This window comes from Pseudomonas sp. R1-1 (assembly GCF_051132135.1).
In the GTDB taxonomy this organism is placed as follows: Bacteria; Pseudomonadota; Gammaproteobacteria; order Pseudomonadales; family Pseudomonadaceae; genus Aquipseudomonas.
On record NZ_CP071663.1, the window covers coordinates 2,782,118 to 2,806,168 of the forward strand.

The 24,051-nt window shown below is 62.2% G+C and carries 18 protein-coding genes; 9 read left to right on the forward strand and 9 right to left on the reverse strand.

Features of this window, described 5'->3' with window-relative positions; translation table 11 throughout:
* Positions 1-125: 125 nt before the first annotated feature.
* The 4 genes from J3P75_RS12705 to xylA form a co-directional block, all read right to left on the reverse strand.
* A complete protein-coding gene (locus J3P75_RS12705; RefSeq protein WP_394507078.1) occupies positions 126-1,262 on the reverse strand; it encodes a sugar ABC transporter permease in 1,137 nt (378 codons plus the stop codon).
* A complete protein-coding gene (gene xylG, locus J3P75_RS12710; protein WP_434710867.1) occupies positions 1,263-2,819 on the reverse strand; it encodes a D-xylose ABC transporter ATP-binding protein in 1,557 nt (518 codons plus the stop codon).
* Between the two features lie 151 nt (positions 2,820-2,970).
* Positions 2,971-3,972, reverse strand: coding sequence for a D-xylose ABC transporter substrate-binding protein (xylF, locus tag J3P75_RS12715; RefSeq protein WP_090283055.1), 1,002 nt, complete (start codon positions 3,970-3,972; stop codon positions 2,971-2,973).
* A gap of 148 nt (positions 3,973-4,120) precedes the next feature.
* Positions 4,121-5,437, reverse strand: a complete 1,317-nt coding sequence (xylA, locus tag J3P75_RS12720; protein ID WP_434710869.1) for a xylose isomerase — start codon at positions 5,435-5,437, stop codon at positions 4,121-4,123.
* A gap of 174 nt (positions 5,438-5,611) precedes the next feature.
* Here xylA and J3P75_RS12725 point away from each other — a divergent pair, with 174 nt between their 5' ends.
* Entirely contained in the window at positions 5,612-6,787 is a 1,176-nt protein-coding gene (locus J3P75_RS12725; protein WP_434710871.1) for a XylR family transcriptional regulator, read from the forward strand.
* Positions 6,788-6,790: 3 nt separating this feature from the next.
* Here J3P75_RS12725 and J3P75_RS12730 read toward each other — a convergent pair whose 3' ends face one another.
* Both J3P75_RS12730 and J3P75_RS12735 read right to left on the reverse strand, forming a co-directional pair.
* On the reverse strand, positions 6,791-7,750 hold the full coding sequence (locus J3P75_RS12730) for an EamA family transporter (protein WP_434710873.1): 960 nt from the start codon (positions 7,748-7,750) through the stop codon (positions 6,791-6,793).
* 191 nt (positions 7,751-7,941) lie between these two features.
* Positions 7,942-8,859, reverse strand: coding sequence for a LysR family transcriptional regulator (locus J3P75_RS12735; RefSeq protein ID WP_434710875.1), 918 nt, complete (start codon positions 8,857-8,859; stop codon positions 7,942-7,944).
* Between the two features lie 114 nt (positions 8,860-8,973).
* Between J3P75_RS12735 and J3P75_RS12740 the strand changes: the two genes are divergently transcribed.
* The 8 genes from J3P75_RS12740 (at position 8,974) to J3P75_RS12775 (ending at position 19,260) form a co-directional block, all read left to right on the forward strand.
* Positions 8,974-10,716: an acyl-CoA dehydrogenase C-terminal domain-containing protein gene (locus J3P75_RS12740; RefSeq protein WP_434711277.1), complete on the forward strand. Its 1,743-nt coding sequence runs from the start codon at positions 8,974-8,976 to the stop codon at positions 10,714-10,716.
* Positions 10,717-10,750: 34 nt separating this feature from the next.
* Positions 10,751-11,914, forward strand: a complete 1,164-nt coding sequence (locus J3P75_RS12745) for an iron-containing alcohol dehydrogenase (RefSeq protein WP_434710877.1) — start codon at positions 10,751-10,753, stop codon at positions 11,912-11,914.
* A 68-nt stretch (positions 11,915-11,982) separates the two neighbouring features.
* On the forward strand, positions 11,983-12,609 hold the full coding sequence (locus J3P75_RS12750; protein ID WP_434710879.1) for a TetR/AcrR family transcriptional regulator: 627 nt from the start codon (positions 11,983-11,985) through the stop codon (positions 12,607-12,609).
* Positions 12,610-12,936: 327 nt separating this feature from the next.
* Positions 12,937-14,043, forward strand: coding sequence for an efflux RND transporter periplasmic adaptor subunit (locus tag J3P75_RS12755; protein ID WP_434710880.1), 1,107 nt, complete (start codon positions 12,937-12,939; stop codon positions 14,041-14,043).
* Positions 14,040-17,123 (forward strand): efflux RND transporter permease subunit, encoded by a 3,084-nt coding sequence (locus J3P75_RS12760; protein ID WP_434710882.1) that lies wholly within the window; start codon positions 14,040-14,042, stop codon positions 17,121-17,123. The genes J3P75_RS12755 and J3P75_RS12760 overlap by 4 nt, the downstream gene beginning before the upstream one ends.
* A gap of 405 nt (positions 17,124-17,528) precedes the next feature.
* A complete protein-coding gene (locus tag J3P75_RS12765; RefSeq protein WP_434710884.1) occupies positions 17,529-17,900 on the forward strand; it encodes a DUF6124 family protein in 372 nt (123 codons plus the stop codon).
* Positions 17,901-18,021: 121 nt separating this feature from the next.
* Entirely contained in the window at positions 18,022-18,381 is a 360-nt protein-coding gene (locus J3P75_RS12770; RefSeq protein WP_090283069.1) for a DUF6124 family protein, read from the forward strand.
* A gap of 375 nt (positions 18,382-18,756) precedes the next feature.
* Entirely contained in the window at positions 18,757-19,260 is a 504-nt protein-coding gene (locus J3P75_RS12775) for a trypsin-like peptidase domain-containing protein (RefSeq protein WP_434597919.1), read from the forward strand.
* Here J3P75_RS12775 and J3P75_RS12780 read toward each other — a convergent pair whose 3' ends face one another.
* The 3 genes from J3P75_RS12780 to J3P75_RS12790 are packed head-to-tail and all read right to left on the reverse strand — an operon-like array spanning position 19,261 to position 24,049.
* A complete protein-coding gene (locus J3P75_RS12780; RefSeq protein ID WP_434711278.1) occupies positions 19,261-20,448 on the reverse strand; it encodes an HlyD family type I secretion periplasmic adaptor subunit in 1,188 nt (395 codons plus the stop codon).
* 5 nt (positions 20,449-20,453) lie between these two features.
* Entirely contained in the window at positions 20,454-22,616 is a 2,163-nt protein-coding gene (locus tag J3P75_RS12785; protein ID WP_434710886.1) for a type I secretion system permease/ATPase, read from the reverse strand.
* Entirely contained in the window at positions 22,613-24,049 is a 1,437-nt protein-coding gene (locus J3P75_RS12790) for a TolC family outer membrane protein (RefSeq protein WP_434710887.1), read from the reverse strand. The genes J3P75_RS12785 and J3P75_RS12790 overlap by 4 nt, the downstream gene beginning before the upstream one ends.
* Positions 24,050-24,051 lie beyond the last annotated feature (2 nt).

Here is a 24,051-nt window from a genome sequence, read left to right on the forward strand (position 1 = left end):
ATTGCAGATTCACCGCAGAACGCTCACGTCGGCGCAGATCCCCAATATCCCCGAATCAGTTCCCTCTCCCTCGGGAGAGGGCTAGGGTGAGGAGCTTCCCTGTCAGTATCAACGAGATCCGAACCTCAACGCCGCCCCGTGCGCGTACTCACATCCACCCACACCGCCAGCACCAGAATGCTGCCCTTGACGATCATCTGCCAGTAACTGTCGACGTCGAGCATCGACATGCCGTTGTCCAGGCTGGTAATCACCAGCGCACCGAGCAGGGCACCGTAGACCGTGCCGGAGCCGCCGCGCATGGAGGTGCCGCCGATGAAGCAGGCGGCGATGGCGTCGAGTTCGCCCATGCTGCCGGCCGAGGGTGAACCGGCGGCGAGGCGCGCGGTGTTGACCAGGCCGGCGAGGGCGCACATCACGCCCATGATCCCGAAAATCCACAGCTTGACCGCTTGCACGTTGATGCCCGACAGGCGCGTCGCTTCCATGTTGCTGCCCACCGCATACACGCGACGGCCGAACACGGTCTGGCTGGTGACGTAGCTGAAAACACCGAGCAGGGCCAGCAGGAGCAGGACCGGCACGGGAATGCCGTCGTAGCTGTTGAGCGTCTGCACGAAGCCGGCCAGTACCGCGCCGATGACCAGCACGCGAATCACGTCGCGCACCAGCGAGTGCGCAGCGAGGCCGTGCAGGGCACGATTGCGCCGCTGTTTCCAGGTGAGAAATACGGTCAGCGCGAACAGCACGATGCCCAGCCCGGTGCCCATGGCGTGGGGCAGGTAACCCTGACCGATGTAGACCAGTTCCGGCGATACCGGGGCAATGGTGGTGCCGCCGGTAATCCCCAGCAAGATCCCGCGAAACGCCAGCATGCCGCCCAGCCCGACGATGAATGACGGGATGCGCAGGTACGCAGTCATGTAGCCGTTGCCGAGGCCGATCATCAGCCCGCACAGCGCCACCAGACTCAGGTTGGCCAGCAGCGGAATGTGATAGACCACGTCGAGTATCGCCGCGAGGCCGCCGAGCAGGCCAAGCAGTGAGCCGACCGACAGATCGATCTCGCCACTGATGATCACCAGCACCATGCCGCAGGCGAGAATCCCGGTAATCGACATTTGCCGCAGCAGGTTGGAAAGGTTGCGCGGGGTAAGAAAACCGCCTTCGGTCTGCCAGCTGAAGAACAGCCAGATCAGCACCACGGCGAACACCAGCGCGAGCATTTTGTAGCGGGTGAACAGCTGTTTGACCTGATTCATTTACGCGGATTTCCGATCATTATTGTTATGGCTGCCGGGCTGGCTGAGCGCGGCGGCGAGCACCTGTTCCTGGCTCAGACCCTGATTGACGAAGTCGCCGCGCAACTGGCCTTCGCCGATCACCAGCACGCGGTCGGAGACGCCGAGCACTTCGGCCAGTTCCGAGGAGACCATGATGATCGACACGCCGGCGGCCGCCAGCGCGCCCATCAATTTGTAGATCTCGTATTTGGCGCCAACATCGACGCCGCGGGTCGGCTCATCGAGAATCAGCACCCGCGGCTTGGCCAGCAGCATTTTTGCCAGCACGGCTTTTTGCTGGTTGCCGCCGGACAGGCTGGTGATCGGCAGAAACGGACTGGCGGTTTTCAGGTGCAGGCGCGAGATTTCCCGGTCGATGCTGCCCAGCTCAGCCTCGGCATCGATGCGGCTGAGTTTCGAATAACTGTCGAGCACGGCGAGGGTGATGTTCTGGCCAACGCCCAGGTCGGGGATGATGCCCTGGCGCTTGCGGTCTTCGGGCACCAGACACAGGCCGGCGCGGATCGATTTCAGCGGCGTGGCGGTGTCGATCGGCTGGCCGTCGAGCCAGACTTCGCCCTCATGGCGGCCGGGATACGCGCCATACAGGGCGGTGACCAGCTCGGTGCGGCCGGCGCCGACCAGTCCAGCGATACCGAGGATCTCGCCGCGCTTGAGCACGAACGACACATCGTCGACCCGTTTACGCTTGGGGTTGTCGACGTCGTAGCAGGTGATATGCCGCGCTTCGAAAATCACCTCGCCAATCTCGTGCGGTTCGGACGGGTAGAGGTTGCTCATTTCCCGGCCGACCATCTGCGTGATGATCTGCGCAATGTCCATGTCGGCCATGGCGGTGGTGGCGATGTGTTTGCCGTCGCGGATCACCGCAATGGTGTCGCACACAGCGGCGACTTCATCGAGCTTGTGCGAGATGTACACGCAAGCGACGCCCTTGGCCTTGAGGTCGCGGATGATGTCCAGCAACACCTCGATTTCCGAGCGGCTCAAGGCCGATGAAGGCTCGTCGAGGATCAGCAGGCGCGCCTGTTTGTTCAGCGCCTTGGCGATTTCCACCAATTGCTGATAACCGCCGCCGTATTGGGAAACCGGCAGTGAGACGTTCATATCCGGGACTTTCAGTTCGCGCATCAGCGCTTCGGCGCGGTGGATCATCGCCGGGTAGTTCATGCGCCCGCCGGGTAGCGTCAGTTCGTGGCCCATGAAGATGTTTTCGGCGACCGAGAGGTCCGGTACCAGAGTCAGTTCCTGATGAATGATGACGATGCCGGCGGCTTCGGTTTCGCTGATCGATTGCGCCCGCAGCGGTTGCCCGTCCCAGAGGATTTCACCGTCCCAGGTGCCATGCGGATAGACCGCCGAGAGGATTTTCATCAGCGTCGATTTGCCGGCACCGTTCTCACCGCACAGGCCAACGCACTCACCGGGCCGGACCTTGATGTCGATGCCATTGAGCGCTTTGACACCGTTGAAGGATTTGACGATGCCGTTCATTTGCAGCAGGTAGTCAGACATGGAAAAGGCTCATATACCAAGGACTCAAACACCAGACCTGTAGGAGTGAGCCTGCTCGCGATAGCGTCAGTTCAGACACTGCTCGGCTGGCTGACCTGCCGCCTTCGCGAGCAGGCTCGCTCCTGCAAGGGTTTCGGACAAACCGTCCTGATCACTGCCCGGCTATCTGTGCCTTGGTGTAGAACCCGTCCTGTTCGAGCAAGTCGATGTTGTCCTTGGTCAGCGGGGTCGGCGTGAGCAGTATGGTGTCGACCTTCTTGCTGCCGTTGTCGTATTGCGAGGTGTAGGCGGGTTTTTCGTTGCGCGCCAGTTGCACCGAGAGCTTGGCCGCTTCCGAGGCGATGAGTTTCAGCGGCTTGTACACGGTCATGGTTTGCGTGCCGGCGATCACTCGCTTGACGGCGGCGAGGTCGGCGTCCTGCCCGGAAATCGGCACTTTGCCGGCCAGTTGTTGCGCGGCCAGGGCCTGGATCGCACCGCCGGCGGTGGCGTCGTTGGAAGCGACGATGCCGGCGATTTTGTTGTCGTTGCGGGTCAGGGCGTTTTCCACAATGCTCAGCGCTTCGGTCGGGTTCCACTCCTTGACCCACTGCTGGCCAACGATCTTGATGTCGCCCTTGTCGATGGCCGGTTGCAGCACTTTCATCTGGCCTTCACGGAGGATCTTGGCGTTGTTGTCGGTGGGCGCGCCACCGAGCAGGAAGTAGTTGCCCTTCGGCGCGGCCTTCAGCACGCCGCCGGCCTGCATCTCGCCGACCTTTTCGTTATCGAAGGAAATGTACGCATCGACATCGGCGTTGAGAATCAACCGGTCATAGGACACGACCTTGATTCCGGCCTTCTTCGCTTCGGCCACAGCATTGGTCAGCACGGTGGCGTTGAACGGCACGATGACAATCACATCGACGCCACGGGAGATCAGGTTTTCGATCTGCGAAATCTGCTTCTGCTCGTTGGCATCGGCCGACTGCACGAACACCTTGGCGTCCATTTTTTCCGCCGCCGCGACGAAGTAATCGCGATCGCGGGACCAGCGTTCCAGACGCAGGTCGTCGATGGAGAAGCCGATTTTCGGGTGGGCAGCGTCAGCCAGCACCGGTAGCGAGAGCAGCGCCAGAGCACTGGCCAAGAGCGTACGTTTGAGGTTCTTCATGGTGGTGCGTCCTTTTATTTTTGTTTGAAAGACACGGCCTGACGATGAATATCGGGCTGGTAGAACTGTAGAGAATTTGCCGGCGCCGCACGCACAGAATTGTCGTGCAATTGTCACAGCGGCGAGGCGCCGACAGACCCCATCGGGATCAGCGATAGATAAAACGGTTGACGATGTTTTCGAGCATTTCCTGACGGCCGCTGACGGCTTGTGGGTTGAGCTCGTTGGTGAAGGCATGCTCGGCCAGTGACTCAAGATTGAAGTCGCCTGCCATGACCGCTTGACCAAAAGGCTGCTGCCAGCCGGCGTAGCGTTGATCCTTGAGCGCTTGCAACTGATCGTTCTCGATCATCGCGGCGGCGCGCTCCAGCGACTGGGCGAGTACGTCCATGGCGCCGACGTGGCCATGAAACAGATCGACCTCGTCGAGGCTTTGCCGGCGCACCTTGGAATCGAAGTTGAATCCGCCGTTCTTGAAGCCGCCGGCCTTGAGGATTTCATAGGTGGCGAGGGTCATTTCCTCGACGCTGTTGGGGAACTGATCGGTGTCCCAGCCGTTTTGCGGATCACCGCGGTTGGCGTCGATGCTGCCGAAAATCCCCAGCGAGGCGGCGGTGGCGATTTCGTGATGGAAACTGTGCCCGGCCAGCGTCGCGTGGTTGGCTTCGATGTTGACCTTGATTTCCTTTTCCAGACCGAACTGCTGCAGAAAGCCGAACACCGTGGCGCTGTCGTAATCGTATTGGTGCTTGGTTGGCTCTTGCGGCTTGGGTTCGATCAGCAGATCGCCCTTGAAGCCGATCTTGTGCTTGTGCTCGACCACCATGCGCATGAAGCGCCCGAGTTGTTCGCGCTCACGTTTGAGGTCGGTGTTGAGCAGGGTTTCGTAGCCTTCACGACCGCCCCACAACACATAGTTGGCGCCTTTCAGGCGTTGGGTCGCGTTCATCGCGCTGAACACCTGAGCCGCTGCGCAGGCGAAGATTTCCGGGTCCGGATTGCTCGCGGCACCGGCGGCAAAGCGCGGATTGCTGAAGCAGTTGGCGGTGCCCCACAACAGCTTGATGCCGCTTTGTTCCTGGTGTTGCTCGAGGTGATCGACCATCTGCGCGAAGTGGTTGCGGTATTCCTTCAGCGACTGGCCTTCGGGGGCGACATCCGTGTCATGAAAGCAGTAGTAATCGATACCCAGTTTGCTGAAGAACTCGAAGGCCGCCGAGGCTTTGCCGATGGCCACTTCCATCGGGTCTCCGGCGTGGTGCCAGGGGCGTTTGAACGTCCCCGCGCCGAATACGTCGGAACCCGGCCAGACGAAGGTGTGCCAGTAACAGGCGGCCATGCGCAAGTGCTCGCGCATGGGTTTGCCGAGGATCAGTTTATCGGCGTCGTAGTGGCGGAAGGCGAGGGGCGAATCGCTGTCTGGACCTTCGTAGCGAATCGGGGCGACATCGGGGAAGTACGGCATGGACGGTGTCCTTGTTGTTCTTGGCGGTGTCTCGATACTAGCAACGGCCCCGGGCGTGAAGATTATGAAAATCACCAACACACAGTGCGATTTTGCGTATTGAGATTCGCTGCGCGCGCGCCTAGTCTGTGCCGACCGCCTCTTTGCAAAGAGGCCATGAACGCGCCGAAAACAATGAAAACATTACCGCCTGTTCACCGCATCGCCCTGTTGTTCAACGGCAGCAAAATCTACGACCGCGGCATCATCGCCGGCATCGGCAACTACCTGAGCAGCACCCGCGCCTCGTGGGACCTGTTTCTGGAAGAGGACTTTCTCTGCCGCTTGAAAGGCATCGAACGCTGGCAGGGTGACGGGATCATTGCCGACTTCGACGACCCGCTGATCGGCGAGGCCCTGGCCGACATCCAGTTGCCGGTGGTGGCGGTGGGCGGCTCCTATGAAGATGCGCGGGCGTACCCGAAAGCGATTCCCTATGTCGCCACCGACAACAACGCCCTGATCACTTTGGCCTATAACCACCTGATCGAAGCGGGACTGCAGCGCTTTGCCTGTTTCAGCCTGCCCGAGGCGCAGGCCAATCGCTGGGCGCAGGAGCGCGAAAAAGCCTTTCGCCGGCTGATGCAACGTGACGGCCTGCGCGCCGAGGTTTATCGCGGCATGGGCACCAGCGCGCCGCTGTGGGACAGCGCCGTCGAGCAACTGATCGCCTGGCTGCAAGGCTTGCCCAAACCGATTGGCATCATCGCCGTCAGCGACGCCCGCGCCCGGCAGCTGTTGCAAGCGTGCCTGACCGCCGGCATTGCCGTGCCCGAGCAGGTGGCGTTGATCGGCATCGACAACGACCCGCTCACGCGCAGCCTGACGCGCGTGCCGTTGAGCTCGGTGATCCAGGGTACCGAAACCATGGGCCGCACCGCCGCGCAATTGCTGCACCAGATGCTCCACGGCATGCCTTCCAGCGGCACGCAGATTCTGGTGCCGCCGGACGCGGTCAATGTGCAGGTGTCAAGCCTGCACCAGCCGTTGGGCAATCCCTACGTGATGCAAGCGCTGCTGTTCATCCGCCAATATGCCTGCCAGGGCATCAAGACCGCGCAGGTCGCGGCTTATGTCGGCATCTCGCGCTCCTCGCTGGAAGCGCACTTCCGTCATGAGCGCGGCTGCAGCGTTCACGACGAAATCCTGCGCTTCAAACTGGCGGCGGCCACCAGTGGCCTGGAGAACCGCGACGCAGCAATCGTCGACGTGGCCCGGGCCTGTGGCTTCAAATCGGCGCAATACCTGCACACGGTGTTCCGCCGTGAGCTGGGTTGTACGCCGCGTGAGTATCAGCAGGGCGCGCGTTAGCGACTAGGCCGACGCTTTCGCCTCTGCCTTGACCGCGGTTTTGCGATACGTCAGCAACACAATGCCAGTGACCACAATCACTCCGCCGAGCACCTGGCCCTTGCTGAGCATCTGGTCGAGCACGATCCAGCCCATCAGCAACGTCGCCAGCGGCTCGATATTCATCACCGGTGCATTGCGCGGCATGTCCAGGCGTGGCACGGAAATGAACAGCACGATGAAACCGGTGCCGTACAACACCACCAGCGTGGCGAGGGCCAGCCAGCCGGTCGAGGTCGCCGGCAGGTTCAAGCCGCCGGGCAGGGCACCGGTGAGGCCCGCCAGATTGACGCTGCTGAACACGATGAAAATGGTCAACAGACTGCGCGCCGAACCGCGCACCTGCGACAGTTTGTGGTCGGTGATCCACAGCGCACAGGCGAACACGCTGGCCGCGCAGAAGGCGAGCGTCACGCCCAGCCACCAATCCGCGCCGACGCTGCCGGCGTTCGAAAGACGCCCGGGCACGTCCAGCACAAACACCAGACCCACCAGAATCAACCCCATCAACATCGCGGTGCTCGCGCTCGGTCTCGGCCCGCCCATCGCCCAGGTGAGCAATGCCAGCAGAATCGGAAACACATTGGCGACCAGTAGCGCCAGCGCCACCGGCACCCGCGCCACGGCGGAATACAGACACAAACTCTGCGCGGTAATCAACAGCCCCAACAGCAATTGCCAACGCCAGGCACCCGGCGGCAGCCGCAGACTCTGTTTTTGCCACAGCACCAGCAGCGCCAGCACCAGCAATGTCCCGCCGGAACGCATCAGAATCGCCAGCAACACCCCCGCACCATCGTCAAACGCGACCCGCGCGGCGACATGGTTGCCGGCGAAGGCACAGCCCATGCACAACAGAATGAGCACGGCGAGGTGGCGAGGGAAGGGCGGCGGTACGGTGGGTGCAATGGTAGAGCGGGACATGGCAGTTCTCGAAAAATGGCCATTCGGGATGGCGCTGGATTTTTATTATGTTGTCGTACAACTGCGCTGTTTGTACCGTATCGGGGAGGGTCGGGCAAGGGTGGCTTAGACCAAAGAAGCTAGTCCCATGGCCACCAAGGGCGATTTTCTGATGGTTACGTTACGGGCTGGAGATCGTATGACTAGGGCGATCAGGGCGCCGCAATCGCCAGAATCTGCTCCGCCAGCCACGTCAGCGCCGGGTCGTGCTGGCGATGGCTCAGATACACCAGATCGAGCTCGAACGGTTCCAGCGCGAACGGTAATTCATGCAGCTCCAGTGGCAGCAATTCGGCGAACTGCTGCGCCAGTTGCGTCGGCAGCACCACGCACAGGTCGGTGGCGGCAGCGAGGTGCGCAGCTTGCAGGTAGTTCGGCGTGGTGTAGACGATTTGCCGTTCGAGGTTCTGTTCGGCCAGCCATTGATCGACCATGCCGCGCGTCTGCCCGCCGTGGACCCAGAGGTGGCGCAGTTGCAGAAAGGTTTGCAGGTCGAGCGCGCCGCTGATCTGCGGATGCTCGCGGCGCACGGCGATGCGCAAGGTTTCCCGGCGCCACAGTTGCCGGGTGAAACGGGCCGGCACCTCGTTGAAACGGCCGAGCACCATGTCGAGGTCGCCGCGGTCCAGCGCCTCGACCGGCAGGTTCGGCGTCAGGTGGGCGACGTCGATGCGCAGTTGCGGTGCCACGCTTTGCAGGCGCGCGAGCAACGCCGGCATGCACAGCTGTTCGACGAAATCGGTCAGTGCGATGCGCAGTTGCCGGTGGCTGTGTTGCGGCTCGAAGGCCTCGCCACTGCCCAGCGTTTGTTCGATCTGCCGCAGTGCCGCGCGGATCGGTCCTTCCAGCGCCAGCGCACGCGGCGTCGGGCACATGCGTCGGCCGACCCGCACCAGCAGCGGATCGTCGAGCAGATCGCGCAACCGCGCCAGGGCGTTGCTCACCGTCGGTTGCGTCAATGCCAGCCGCTCGGCTGCGCGCGAAACGTTCTGTTCACGCAGAAGCATGTCGAGCACGCGCAGCAGATTCAGATCGAAGTTGGAAATATTCATGCGCGGAATATATGCCATGGGAATTCTAAATTTCAAAAATATCTGAACGCTGCTTAGGGTGGCGCTTGTCCTTTATTGATTGGAGCGCTGCGCGTGACTACGTCTTCGAACTACCAGGCGCCTCTGCGCGACATGCGTTTCGTCTTGCACGAACTGTTCGACGTCAGCGCGCACTGCCGACAATTGCAGATCGAACTCGACCGCGACGTCCTCGACGGCATTCTCGAGGAGGGCGCGCGGTTCACCGGTGAAGTCATTGCACCGCTCAATCGCAACAGTGACGAGCAGGGCTGCCAGTTGCACGGCCGCGATGTGACCACGCCGGACGGCTTTCGTCAGGCCTATCGACAATACATCGACAACGGTTGGGCGAGCATGACCGGACCACAGGCGTTCGGCGGCCAGGGCGTGCCGCAGATGGTCTCGGCGTGCTTTCATGAAATGCTGATGTCGGCGTCGCTGGCCTTTCGGGTTTATTCCGGGCTTACCGAAAGCGCTGTGCTGGCGCTGCATCGCCACGGCAGCGCTGAACTGAAGCAAGCGTATCTGGCGAACCTGATCAGCGGCGAATGGACCGGCACCATGTGCCTCACCGAGCCGCAGGCCGGCACCGATCTGGCCTTGCTGCGCACCCGCGCCCAGCCCGAAGCCGACGGCAGTTACCGCGTTACCGGCAACAAGATTTTCATCAGCGGCGGCGAGCAGGATCTCACCGATAACATCATCCATCTGGTGCTCGCGCGCCTGCCGGACGCACCGCCGGGCGTGAAGGGCATCAGCCTGTTTCTGGTGCCGAAAGTCTTGCCCGATGGCCAGCGCAACACGCTCAGTTGCGGCGCGCTGGAGTACAAGATGGGCATCAAGGGCACCTCGACCTGCGTGATGAATTTCGATGGCGCGCAGGGCTGGCTGGTGGGCGAAGCAAACCAAGGCCTGGCGTGCATGTTCACCATGATGAACGACGCACGGTTTCAGGTCGGTCTGCAGGGCCTGGGCATTGCTGAAGCGGCGTTTCAGGGTGGTCTGCGCTATGCGCGGGAACGCTTGCAGTCGCGTTCGCTCGCCGGTGCTGTTGCGCCGGAGCAGGCCGCGGACCCGATCATCGTCCACCCCGACGTGCGGCGCATGTTGCTGACCCAGAAAGCGCTCACCGAAGGTTGCCGAATGCTTGCGGCTTATACCGCGCGGCAACTCGATCTTGAGCAAGCCCTGGGCGCGGATCATCAAGCGGCGAAGCGTCGGGCGGCGTTGCTGATTCCAATCGTCAAGGCGTTTTTTACCGATGTCGGTCAGGAAGTCGCCAGCCTCGGCGTCGCGTTGTACGGCGGCCACGGCTATATCCGCGAATGGGGTATGGAACAGTTGATGCGCGACAGCCGCATCACTCAGCTCTATGAAGGCACCAACGGTATTCAGGCGCTGGACTTGATCCGGCGCAAACTGCTCGGCGACGGCGGCGCTGAGCTCAATGTGCTGATCGGCGAATTCGCGCAACTGGCCGAAGCCGCCCAGGCGCATGAACCGCTGCGGGAAATGGCCCAGGCGGTTGGCCAGCGCTTGCGCGAGTGGCGCGAGCTTGGCCAATCGGTCATCGCAGCGTGTCAGCGCGATCCGCAGGAAATCGGTGCGGTGTCGGTGGATTTTCTCGCCTATTCAGCCTACGTCCTGCTCGCCGGTTTCTGGCTGCAAGCGGCGACACGCGCGCAACAGGGATTGGCCCAAGCCAGTGCTGACAGTGGCTTTTATCAAGCCAAGTTGCACACCGCCGACTTCTACTGGCGACGCCTGTTGCCGCGCGCCGGCGCCCATCGCGACGCCGTGCTCGGCGGGGCGAACTGCCTGATGGCAATGGCGGCCAGCGACTTCAGTTTCTGAACCCCAGAACGGATAACCCTAAGGAGTCGTGCCGATGCAATCCTTCAGCTTTGCCACCACCGCGCAGATTCTCTGCGAAGCCGGCGCCGCCCAGCGACTCGCCAGCCTGTGCCGTGAGCGTGGCGCACGCCGGGTGTTGATTGTCATCGATCCGGGAATCGCCCGGCTCGGCTTGCTCGATGACGTGCTGCCGGGGTTCAGCGCGGCGAAAGTCGCGGTAGCGATTTTCAGTGACGTCAGCGCCGATCCCCATGAACACTGTGTGCTCGCGGCAGTCGATCGCGCCCGGCATATCGGCGCCGACCTGATCGTCGGTTTCGGTGGCGGCAGCTCGATGGATGTCGCCAAACTGGTCGCGTTACTCGCCCATCCCGGCAACAGCCAAACGCTCACTCAGTTGTACGGCGTCGATCAGGCCAAGGGCCCGCGCCTGGCGCTGATCCAGGTGCCGACCACCGCAGGCACCGGTTCGGAGGTCACGCCGATCGCCATCGTCACCACCGGCGAAACCAGCAAAATGGGCATCGTCTCGCCGTTGCTGCTGCCGGATCTCGCCGTGCTCGACGCGGTATGCACGTTGGGCCTGCCGCCGCAGGTCACGGCGGCCACCGGGATCGATGCTATGGTCCACGCAATCGAGGCCTACAGCAGCAAACTCAAGCGCAACCCGCTGTCGAGTCTGCTCGCCCGCGAGGCGTTGCGCCTGCTGGCGACCCATCTGGATCAAGCGGTGCACAACGGCGGCAACCTCGAGGCACGGCAGGCCATGCTGCTCGGTGCCTGTCTTGCCGGGCAGGCGTTTGCCAACGCGCCGGTGGCGGCGGTGCATGCCTTGGCCTATCCGTTGGGTGGACACTTTCATATTCCTCACGGCTTATCCAACTCGCTGGTGCTGGCGCATGTGCTGCGCTTCAACCTGCCAGTGGCCGAGGCGGATTACGCCGAGCTGGCCGTGCCGTTGCTCGGCGAGCGGCTGCGTATCGGCGATCGGCGCAGTCAGGCAGAGCAGTTGATTGCCGAACTGGCCGAGTTAGCGCCACGCTGCGGCTTGCCCCATCGCCTGCGCGACGTTGATGTACCCGAAGATTGCCTCGGGCAATTGGCGCGTGACGCGATGCAGCAGCAACGCTTGCTGGTGAATAACCCGCGTGAAGTCAACGAAGCCGACGCGCTGGCGATTTATCAGGCGGCGTGGTGACGGGTGATTCGCGGTGAGGGCAGGGAGGCTCAGTTGTAAGCCTCCGATCAGGTGAGTAAGCTGCCGGGATGAACCAGACCTCAGCTTCCTCATCCTTTCCCGGCCCGCGTGGCCCGGTCGATCACGACATTCGTGACCAGATTGTCGCGGCGGCCAACCAGCATTTCAGCCAGTATGGCTACGGCAAAACCACGGTCTCCGACCTGGCCAAGGCCATCGGTTTTTCCAAGGCGTACATCTACAAATTCTTCGATTCCAAGCAGGCGATCGGCGAAGCCATCTGCGCCAATTGCCTGGGGCAAATCGTCGCGGCGGTGGAACTGGCGATCAGCGCTGAGGGGCTGTCGCCGACCGAGCGTTTCCGCCTGTTGGTGAAAACCGTGATCGCCACCGGTGTCGAACTGTTCTTCACCGACCGCAAGCTCTACGACATCGCGGCCTTTGCAGCCGGCGAGAACTGGCCCAGCGCCCAGCGCTACGATGCGCGGATCAAAGGCTTTATCACTGACATCGTGCGTGACGGGCGCACGGCCGGTGAGTTCGAACGCAAGACGCCGCTGGACGAAACTGTCGAATCGATCCATCTAACGCTGCGGCCCTTCGTCAATCCGCTGATGCTGCAACACAACCTGGACTTCATCGAGGTGGCGCCGACGCTGACCTCGAACCTGATCCTGCGCAGCTTGATGCCTTAGTGCCTCGCTGATCCGCATTACAGGCTGGGACTCATCGGGTCGCCCGCCATCCCCAAAGACTTGAACAACGCCTGCGCCGCGCCGCTCGACCGCGTTTGTGCCATCGCGTCGCACAAGCAGGCGCCGGTAATCGGGGCCGAACCGCCAAATCGCTATCGAGCCGTCGCTGACCGTAAAGGTGATTGGCAGCGCAGTGGCGTGGAGATTCAGGTGGAAAATCTGCAGGGCTGAAACGGGCGAAGTGCAAATTTGATGACGAGTGACCGTTGACGACATTGGTCACCGACTGAGAATATGATGATCATCCTATTTCAGTGAAGAAATCCCATGCCCAGGTTCAGACCTTCTCCCCTCGCAGCCTGTTGGCTGCCGCTCGTCCTGACGGCGTGTGGGGATGCTTCTACTACGCAAGACCCGCGCGCCCTTGCGCCCATCGTCAGGTCGGCGGTCGTGCAGCTTGCCGAGGATGGCTCGCGGTCATTCACGGGAGTGGTGGCAGCGCGGGTTCAGGGCGACTTGGGCTTTCGCGTTTCGGGCAAGGTCCTCGAGCGTCTGGTCGACACCGGTCAGACGGTCAAGCGCGGGCAGCCGCTGATGCGCCTCGACCCGATCGACCTCGGTCTGCAAGCGCGAGCGCAGCAAGAAGCCGTTACCGCCGCTCGAGCACGCGCCAAACAGACCGCCGATGAAGAAGCGCGCAATCGCAAGCTCGTCGCTGCTGGCGCAATCTCGGCATCGGCCTACGACCAGTTCAAAGCTTCCGCCGACGCCGCCAAGGCGCAACTCAGCGCCGCTGTTGCGCAAGCGGACGTGGCACGCAATGCCTCCGGTTATGCGGTGCTTGTGGCGGACGCCGACGGCGTGATCGTGGAGACACTCGCCGAGCCTGGGCAAGTGGTCAGTCCGGGGCAAGCCGTAGTGCGACTGGCGCGCGCAGGTCAGCGGGAAGCCATCGTCCATCTGCCCGAGACTTTGCGCCCGGTCGCAGGCTCCACCGCGCGGGCCAGACTCTATGGCGATCCGGCGGCTGTCAGCGCAAGCCTGCGCCTGCTTGCCGATTCCGCCGACGCTTCGACCCGCACGTTCGAGGCGCGCTACGTGCTCGAAGGCAAACTCGCCAATGCGCCGATCGGTTCGACCGTCACCGTTGATATCACCCAAGGTTCAGCACAGCAACAAGCGCTGAAAGTACCGATCGCGGCGCTGTACAACTCAGGCAAAGGTGCCGGCGTGTGGGCGATTGCCGGTACACCGGCGAAAGTAACCTGGCGCGCCGTCGAGGTGTTGGGGTTGAGTGACGATTCGGCGCGGGTTGCCGGCGAACTCAGTGTCGGTGAGCCGATCGTTGCGCTCGGCGCGCATCTGCTCCACGAAGGCGAGGACGTGCGCTTGCTGGCCGGCGATGACGCCCAGGTTGCCGGGAGTCGTCCATGAGCCAAGGTCGATTCAACCTTTCCGCCATCGCCGTACGCCAACGCGCGATCACGGTATTTCTGATTTTTCTGATCGCCGTCGCCGGCACTCTGGCGTTCTTCAAATTGGGCCGGGCCGAAGATCCACCGTTTACCGTCAAGCAATTAACCGTCATCACCGCATGGCCCGGCGCGACCGCGCAGGAGATGCAGGATCAGGTCGCCGAACCGCTGGAAAAGCGTTTGCAGGAACTGAAGTGGTACGACCGCACGGAAACCTACACCCGCCCAGGGCTGGCATTCACCATGGTGTCGTTGCTCGACAGCACGCCGCCGTCGCAGGTGCAGGAAGAGTTCTATCAGGCGCGCAAGAAGCTCGACGACGAAGCGATCAAACTGCCGGCCGGGGTCATTGGGCCAATGGTCAACGATGAGTTTTCCGACGTAACGTTCGCGCTGTTTGCCCTGAAGGCCAAGGGCGAGCCACAGCGCTTGCTGGTTCGCGATGCGGAGTCTTTGCGCCAGCGCCTGTTGCATGTGCCGGGGGTGAAAAAGGTCAACATCATCGGTGAGCAGGCAGAACGCATCTTCGTCTCGTTTTCCCATGATCGCCTGGCGACACTGGGCCTGTCGCCGCAGGACATCTTCGCTGCACTGAACAATCAGAACGTGCTGACACCCGCCGGATCGGTCGAAACCAAAGGGCCGGAGATTTTCCTGCGGGTCGATGGCGCGTTCGACACCTTGCAGAAAATTCGTGACACGCCGGTTGTCGCGCAGGGGCGCACCCTCATGCTCTCGGATGTGGCCACGGTCGAGCGCGGCTACGAAGACCCGGCGACCTTTCTGGTGCGCAACAACGGCGAGGAAGCGTTATTGCTCGGCGTGATCATGCGCGAGGGCTGGAACGGTCTGGATCTGGGCAAGGCGCTGGATGCCGAAACGCGCAACATCAATGCAGAAATGCCGCTGGGCATGACCCTGTCGAAAGTCACCGATCAGGCGGTGAATATCGACTCGGCGGTCGGCGAGTTCATGGTCAAGTTCTTCGTCGCGCTGCTGGTGGTGATGCTGGTGTGCTTTCTCAGCATGGGCTGGCGCGTCGGCGTGGTGGTCGCCGCAGCGGTGCCGTTGACCCTGGCGATCGTGTTTGTGGTGATGGCCGCTACCGGCAAAAACTTTGACCGGATTACCCTCGGCTCGTTGATTCTCGCGCTGGGCTTGCTGGTCGACGACGCGATCATCGCCATTGAAATGATGGTGGTGAAAATGGAGGAGGGCTATGACCGCATCAAAGCCTCGGCCTATGCCTGGAGCCATACCGCAGCGCCAATGCTGGCCGGTACGCTGGTGACGGCGATAGGCTTTTTGCCGAACGGTTTCGCCCAGTCCACGGCGGGCGAATACACCAGCAACATGTTCTGGATTGTCGGCATCGCCTTGATCGCTTCGTGGGTCGTTGCGGTGGCGTTCACGCCGTATCTGGGAGTGAAGCTGTTGCCGGACATCCAGCAAGTCGAAGGCGGGCACGCGGCGATCTACGACACGCCGCGCTATAACCGTTTCCGACGGATTCTGGCATGGGTGATCACCCGTAAATGGCTGGTGGCGGGCACTGTTGTCGCGCTGTTTGTCGTCGCGATTCCGGGCATGGGATTGGTGAAGAAGCAGTTCTTCCCGACTTCTGACCGTCCTGAAGTGATGATCGAAGTGCAAATGCCCTACGGCACCGCGATCGAGCAGACCAGCGCCGCCACAGCCAAAGTCGAGGCGTGGCTGCAAAAACAGCCGGAGGCGAAAATCGTCACGGCCTATATCGGTCAAGGTGCGCCACGGTTTTTCCTCGCCATGGCACCCGAATTGCCGGACCCGTCATTCGCCAAGATCGTCGTGCTGACGGACAGTCAGGACGCCCGCGAAACCCTCAAGTTGCGTTTGCGCGAAGCGGTTGCTCAAGGCCTGGCCCCGGAAGCGCGCGTTCGTGCGACGCAGATCGTCTTCGGTCCGTATTCGCCGTTCCCGGTGGCTTACCGGGTGATAGGCCCCGATCCGGCAAAGTTGCGCGTCATCGCCGAGCAGGTCCGCGGCGTTATGCAGGACAGCCCGATGATGCGCACCGTCAACACCGACTGGGGGCCGCTGACACCGACGCTGCATTTCAACCTCAATCAGGATCGCTTGCAGGCAGTCGGCCTGACGTCCAGCACCGTGGCCCAGCAGTTGCAATTCTTGCTCAGCGGCGTGCCGATTACCGCGGTGCGTGAAGACATTCGTTCGGTGCAGGTAGTTGGCCGTGCGGCGGGCAACATCCGCCTGGACCCGGCGCAGATCGAAGGCTTCACCCTGGTCGGCGCAGCAGGGCAACGCATTCCGCTGTCGCAGATCGGCAAGGTCGAAGTGCGCATGGAAGATCCGATCCTGCGCCGCCGCGATCGCACCCCGACCATCACCGTGCGCGGCGACATCGCCGAAGGCTTGCAGCCACCGGACGTCTCCGGCGTGATCATCGGGCAATTGCAGCCGATCATTGCGCAACTGCCTACCGGTTACCGCATTGAACAGGCCGGCGCCATCGAGGAGTCCGGCAAGGCCGGCAAAGCGATCCTGCCGCTGCTGCCGATCATGATCGCCGTGACGCTGCTGATCATCATCGTCCAGGTGCGCTCGATCTCGGCGATGATCATGGTCTTCCTCACCTCGCCACTCGGCTTGATCGGCGTGGTGCCGACGCTGCTGATCTTCAATCAGCCGTTCGGCATCAACGCACTGGTCGGGTTGATTGCGCTGTCGGGGATTCTGATGCGCAACACGCTGATTCTGATCGGGCAGATTCATCACAACGAGCAGGAAGGCCTCGCGCCTTTTGACGCCGTGGTCGAAGCCACCGTGCAACGGGCAAGGCCAGTGCTGTTGACCGCACTGGCGGCCATTCTGGCGTTCATTCCGCTGACGCATTCGGTGTTCTGGGGCACGCTGGCGTATACGCTGATAGGGGGCACGTTTGTCGGGACGATTATTACCTTGGTGTTCTTGCCGGCGATGTATGCGATCTGGTTCAGGATTCGGGCTGGGGAGGAGGGCACGCGGAGAGCGGTATCCTGAGGCGAAATTGAACAACGCGGATATCACGATTTGTCGTGCTTAAACACGACTAAGCGCACGCGTTTAAATTACACCAACTGTTACGCCATAAAGGCTACAGCGCCTTGCGTCGCTGCCTACGCGTGCTTCAGAATCCGCCGGCTTACACGCTTATAGGGTCGGCTATATCGTATCCCTGTCACTGAAAACAGTGATCGGGTTTGGTAGCCCGTCTTCTAAGCGTGATGGCAACGCCCAATACAGTCCTTATCGGAAACTGTGCTTTATGGCGGCCACGCGTGGGGCTCCTTCGGGAGCGCCGGGGTTTTACTCCGCTTAGACCGGTCTACCAACCTGCGCTTGGCCGCCACCCTCGTTTGGTAGCGAGAGTGATGGCTCCTTATCTGATTAAGTGGAGCTTCATCAATGTTCAAAGTAACGCCCAACCCTCCAGAAACCGATGCCGATCCAATCCCCTACGATCCCGCGCTGGAACCTCAGAAGATAAAAGAGGCAACCAACCGCGCCATCAATTTCTATCTCAACCCCGAAACCCTGAAAACCTCCATCCCGTCGCGCAAGACCGGCAGGATCTTTCTCATTGATCCCACGGTGGATGAAGAAACGTTGCTCGTTGAAGCCTGCGAAACATTGGCGGCCGCCGGTGAGATGGCCCGCGACATCGGCGACAACATCGAGAGCCCGCAGCGCCGGTCGATGCTGATCCTGCAGCAGGTGATCACGCTCAGCGAGCTCATCGTCAACCGGGTACTGGATGCCCGGCGCACGCCGAGCTGATACGTCGCGCCCAACCCGGTGAGGGCCAGGCCCTCAGTGCCCACCAGTCGTTACGGCCATGACAGCGAGGCAGGATGCCTGCTCAAAAGCCGCCTGCAGGATTTACAAGGAGTTCCAGCTGATGTCCAAGACACCTCCCAAGCCGCCAGTCACAGACCCGGCGTCGCCTTACGAATCGTTCGATTCCAAGAAGCTGCACGAAGCCGCCGAACGCGCGCTCGACCATTATCTGGTGCCCGCGCAAATCATGGCCACCCCATACAGCCCCAACGAGCTGTTCATGATCAACCCGCAGTCCGACATGGAAACCTTGCTGGCCAACGCCAGCGAGTCCTTGGCGTCGGCGACTGTTTTGCTCGGCAATTTCGCCGGCATGCTGGAAGGGTCGAACCGCAATGCGCTGTTGGGCATTGCGCAGATCGTCATGTTGGGGGAGCTGGCGGTGAACCGGGCGCTGGATAACGCCGTGCCACCGCAGTAAGCCGACGTCTCGCCGTGCAGGCAGGCAACCATCTGCACGGCGAGTCTGACCATGGGAGGCTTCTTGGCGGACTTCGATGCCAACCATCGGCGCGGTTTAAAACCTTGGATCCAATCATTGACTCACTATATCGCTGGCAGACAAACGGTAGTCTAAGCCTATTGCCAGAAGTAATGGCGCAATGACATATTGCAGCACCTTCCCTCACTACATGATGTGCCGAAAATGCGCCCCCTCAAGTCACTTGTTGCAGCGTCGATGCTGCTCAGCGGGTGCAATGGAATGCCAGTCGCTTTTGTTCAGGATCCTGTTTTAGACCAAGCCTTTGTCGTTCACTCCGGCGCGCCTTTGCCTTACGTGCTGATGGGTTCGGCTGTGCAATGGAATGAAGATTACGCCGTGACGGTGAAGCACATTCCTTACCTGTCGGGCGCGGTTTTTCAGGGACAGGCCGACGTGCAGTTCTTCCGGCACAAGGCCGGCAGCGTGCCGGCGTGGCGTGGCTACAAGCCGGGCGAGGAACTGACGTCGGTGGGCTTCAATTCGCTGTACATGTCGGTCAAGGGCACCGGCCAGGCGCTGCCGGCGATGGTTCGCCTCGACGTCAAAGAGGGCAACGTGCTTTACGGCACTCATAATGGCGCGCTGGCCAAGGGCATGTCCGGCGGGCCGGTGTTTTCCGCCGACGGCAAGGTGGTCGGCATCAACGTGGCGTTTCTTACCCGGGATGACGTCAGCCGCCTCAAGCGTAAAGACTTGCTTGATCAACCGCGCGTGAGCATTTTCCTGCCGTACGCGGAAATCAATCGCGAGTGGACGCGTTATCAAGCCAGCCTTGCGCCAATCGTGCCACCGACCACCAAGTTCGCCAGCCGCTGATCAGCGTTCGCGCAACGCTTCGCGGGCGCGGTTGAGCGGTTTGATCAGGTAGTCGAGCACGGTTTTTTCGCCGGTGCGAATGTCCACCGTGGCGATCATCCCGGGGACGATGGCAAAGCGTTTGCCGGCCTTGTTGCGCAGTTCATCCGAGGCGGTGCGGATGAACACGCGGTAGTAGAAAATTTCTGGCTTGGCTTCGTCCTGAATCGTGTCCGGGGAGATCGTCACCACTTCGCCGTCGAGGCTGCCGTAGATCGAGTAGTCGTAAGCGGTGATCTTGACCTTGGCCGCCTGGCCCGGATGAATGAAGGCGATGTCACGCGGTGAGATGCGCGTTTCGATCAGCAGTTGTTCATCGAGCGGCACGATCTGCATGACCTGACCGTTGGGCGCGATCACGCCGCCGATGGTGCTGACTTCGATGTCCTTGACGATCCCGCGCACCGGCGAGCGCAGGGTCAGGCGTGACAGCGAGTCGGTGCGACCCCGGATCACTGCTTCAAGCATCTGCGCCTCGGCATTGGCTTTGGCCAGATCTTCGCGGGCGCGGACCATGTAATCGGAGCGCGCTTCGGTGGCCTTTAATTCCAGCTCGGAGCGCTGGCGGGTCAGGCGCAGCACTTCGACCCGGCTCGAGGCGCCGATCTTCGCGAGGTTTTCGGTGATCGCCAGTTCGCTGCGCACCAGTTTCAACGAACTCTGAATACCGTCGAGGGTTTCCGCCAGGCCTTTGCGGCGGGTCTGGAACAGCTCGGTTTCGGCGCGGATCAACTCGGGAAAGTCCTGCAGCGAGGGATCGAATGTCAGTGGTTTTTCACTGACTTCAGCTTGCAGACGATTGACGCTGGCCAGCGCCGCACGGTACTTGGCCGCGCTTTCGCCGACGTTGGACTGGTTCTTCACCGGGTCCAGTTGCGCGAGAATCTGCCCGCGTTCGACCAAGGCGCCTTCGCTGACATTGAGCTGCTCGAGAATGCCGCCCTCCATCGACTGGATCACCTGTTCACGAGAACTCGGCACGACCTTGCCGGTGCCGGTCGAGACTTCGACCACTTCAAACCACGCCGCCCAGGCGATGAAGCAAGCGAGCATCAACGCGCAGCCCCAGATCACTTTTGCACCCCCGGCGAGGGCGCGCTCGTCGCGGCCGTCGAGGTAGGACATCGGGTCCGGCACGTCAGTCATCATCGTTTTCATACCGCCACTCCTTTGCCGGGTGCGCGCAACCGCGCCAGCGCTGCATCGCGATGGTCATCAATGACGATGCGCCCGTTATCGAGGACGATGATCCGCTCGACCAGTTGGAGCACACTGACCCGGTGCGTGGCGACCACCAGCGTGCGGCCCTGGGTCCAGGTCGCGAGTTTTTCCAGCAGCAAACGCTCGGTGACGTCATCCAGCGCCGCCGTCGGTTCGTCCAGCAACAGCACCTGCGGCTGGCGCAGCAACAAGCGCGACAGCAGCAGGCTCTGGCGCTGACCGCCGGACAGGCCGAGGCCGCCTTCAAGCACCAGATGATCCATGCCTTTGGGCAACTGACGGACGAACTCGAGCGCGCCGGTAACGTTCAGCGCGGCGACGATTTCCTGATCGCTGGCCTGACCGGCGCCGAGGGTTATGTTGTCGTGCAGGGTGCCGTGAAACAGCCGCGCCTGTTGCGACAGCAGGCCGACATCGCGACGCAGGTCGGCCGGATCGAGATGCGCCAAGGCGATGCCGTCCAGCGTGGTTTCGCCGCTGCTCAGATCCATCGCACCGCCCAGCGCCTGCAGCAGCGTCGATTTGCCGGCGCCGTTGCGGCCGAGCAGGGCGATGCGCTCGCCGGGGCGGATGGTCAGGTCGATGGCGTTGAGCGCCGGGGCCGATTCTTCGCTGTAGCGGAAACTCGCCTGGTGCATCCGGTAGTCGCCGCGAATCGCCGGCAGGTGCACACGCTGGCTGCCTTCGGGATGATCCACCGGCATCTGCATGATCCGGTTCAAGCCTTCCAGCGCAACCTTGGCTTGCTGCCAACGGGTGAGCACGTGGGTCAGTTGCGCCATCGGCCCCATCATCCGTGACGACAGAATCGACGCCGCGACGAGGCTGCCGGTGGTCAGGTCGCCGGCAATCACCATCGGCGCGCCGAATACGATCACCACGGCGAAGACCGCGCCTTGCACGTTCTGTGTCCAGGCCACGAGGCTGTTGGTCAGGGTGCGCAAACGCAGGCTGCTGTCCGCCGAGGCGGCGTTGTATTGATTCCATTGTTGCTGGAAACGCTGCTCGGCCTGCAGCGCCTTGATGTCGTCAAGGCCCTGAATGCTTTCCACCAGCATCGCATTGCGCAGCGCGGCTTCGCGCATTGAGGCATTGGCCAGTTTGGCCAGACGCGGTTGCGCGATGATCCCCGGCAGCAGCATGAACACCAGCGCCACCAACGGGATCAGCACCAGCGGCCCGCCGATCAAATAGAACACCAGCAGGAACAGCAGAAAAAACGGCATGTCGGCCAGCGCCGTGGCGGTGCTGGAGGTAATCAGGTCGCGGATCTGCTCCAGCTCGCGCAGTTGCGAAATGAACGAACCGGTGGACTTCGGCCGGGCGGAATTGCGCAGGCGCAAGGCGTGGCCGAACACCAGATCGGACACCCGCAAGTCAGCACGCTTGCCCAGCACATCGGTGATGCGCAGCCGCAGAATGCGCATGACGAAATCGAACAGCAGCGCCAGCATCACCCCGCCGAACAACACGTACAGAGTCGGCAGCGATTCGGCCGGGATCACCCGGTCGTACACCTGCATGGAAAACAGCACGCCGGCCATGCCCAGCAGATTGGCCACCAGCGAGGCGATCATCACTTGGGTGTACGGCCGCAGGTCGGTGAGGACGATGCGACGGAACCAGTGCTCGTCGTAGGGCTTGATGTAGTCGTTGGTGCGCACGTCGGACACGGGTTGGGTCGGGCGCAAGATCACCGTGCGCAGCGCCTGCTCGGCGAGCACGGCCGCGTCCATCCGGCTCTGCAAGCCTTGATCGCCACTGAAGCAGATGCCCAGTTCGCCGTTTTCGCCGATGCTTTCCAGCACGCCGACCTGACCGTCGCGCAACTGCACCACCAGCGGCGTGCGCCAACGGCTCAGGCTCTTGTTGTCGAACACCGCGAACTTGACGCTGAGCCCGGCCTGCCGTGCCATGTGCCGGACGACTTCTTCGACGCGGCCTTCGCTGTGTACCGAAGCCAGGCGCACGCTTTCCGGCGAGACGTCGAGGCGGTAGTGGCGGGCGACCTTGAGCACCGCTTCCAGCCACGGCGAATAATCTTCGCGCGCCTCGGCAGCCACGGGTTCGGGAATAGTGATGCTGGCGTCGGTCATGGCAGGATCTCGACATTCTGAATGGCGCTGTGGTCGATGCCGAAGACCCGGCGAATCGCCCCGCTGTTGTAGAAGCAATCGATCTGCAGGCGTTGCAGATCGGCCTGGGTGTTGACCAGATCGAAGCGCGACTGGTGGATTTCCTGCTCGGCGTTGAGCAAGTCCAGCAGCGGCCGCGTGCCCAGTTCCAGGTATTGGCGGCCATACAACATGCGCGCCTCGGTGATGCTGGTCTGGCGGAATTCCAGCGAGCGCAACCGCCGGTTCAGGCCCGAGGTCTGCGCCTGCGCTTCAGCCAGACCCTGGCGGGCTTGCAGGCGGGCAAAGTCTTCGGCCGAGTCGGCGGCGGTCAAGGCATGCCCGGCGGCGCGGCTGCGCGCGCTGATGGCGCCGCCCTGATAGATCGGCACTTCGAGGTTGAGGAAGATCCCGACCTGGGTGCGATCGGCGCGCGAGTTCTGATCGTCGTAGTGGTCGTCGAGGTATTGATTGACCGACGGTTGCAGCGACAGGGTCGGGTAGGCTTCGGCCTTGGCCTGCGCCAGTTCCGCCTGGGCTTGGGTGCGTTGCGCGGCGGCTTGCAGGACGGCGGGCAGGGCATCGGAGATTTGCGAGGCATCGCAAGCCTGGCTCAGCGTCGGCGCGGCGGCTGCGCTGACCGCTGGCGGCGTACGCCGTCCGAGCAGGCTGGTCAGGGTGGCTTGCCAGCGTGCGTATTGCGCTTTGAATTCCTGCAACGTGGCGGTCGCGCCTTCGGCCCGGGACTGCGCCTGAACCATATCGGAGCGGGTGCTGGCGCCCATGTCGCTGCGTTGCCTGGCCAGCTCGACGATGCCGCCGATGCCCTGAATCTGTTCGCGGGCGACGTCGAGCAGACGTTGATAGCGCTGCACTTCAATGTAGGCCTTGGCGGTGTCGCGGGCCACGTCATCGATCGCCAGCAAAATCCCGGCCTGACTGCGCGCCACCCGGGCGCGGGCAGCGTCGACCGAGCTGGACACCTTGCCGAAGTCGTAGAGCATCTGCTTGAGGGAAATGTTCACTGACTGGCTGCCGGCATCGCTGCCGTAACCGCTGGTGTAACCGCCCTTGATGCCGCCGGTGACCTGCGGGTAATAACCGGACTCGGCGACGTTGACACCTTCGCCTTGCTGGAACAGCGTGCCGATGGCCTCGCCAATCCGAGGGTGCCAGTCCACGGCCAGGCGCACGGCTTGTTCCAGGCCCAAAGCGTCCACATTGGCGGACGCCCGCGAAGCAGGGGCAGGGCGCTGACGGCGGTCATTGCCTGCCGGTTGTTGCAGTTGCGCCGGGCTGATGCTGCGCAAACTGCTGTCGAGATTGTCGTCGGCGCGAACGTCGACGGTGAACGCGGGGTAGAGGCCGATGGTCAGCAAGACCACCGGCCATTTCTGGCGAAAAACTGACTCCACAG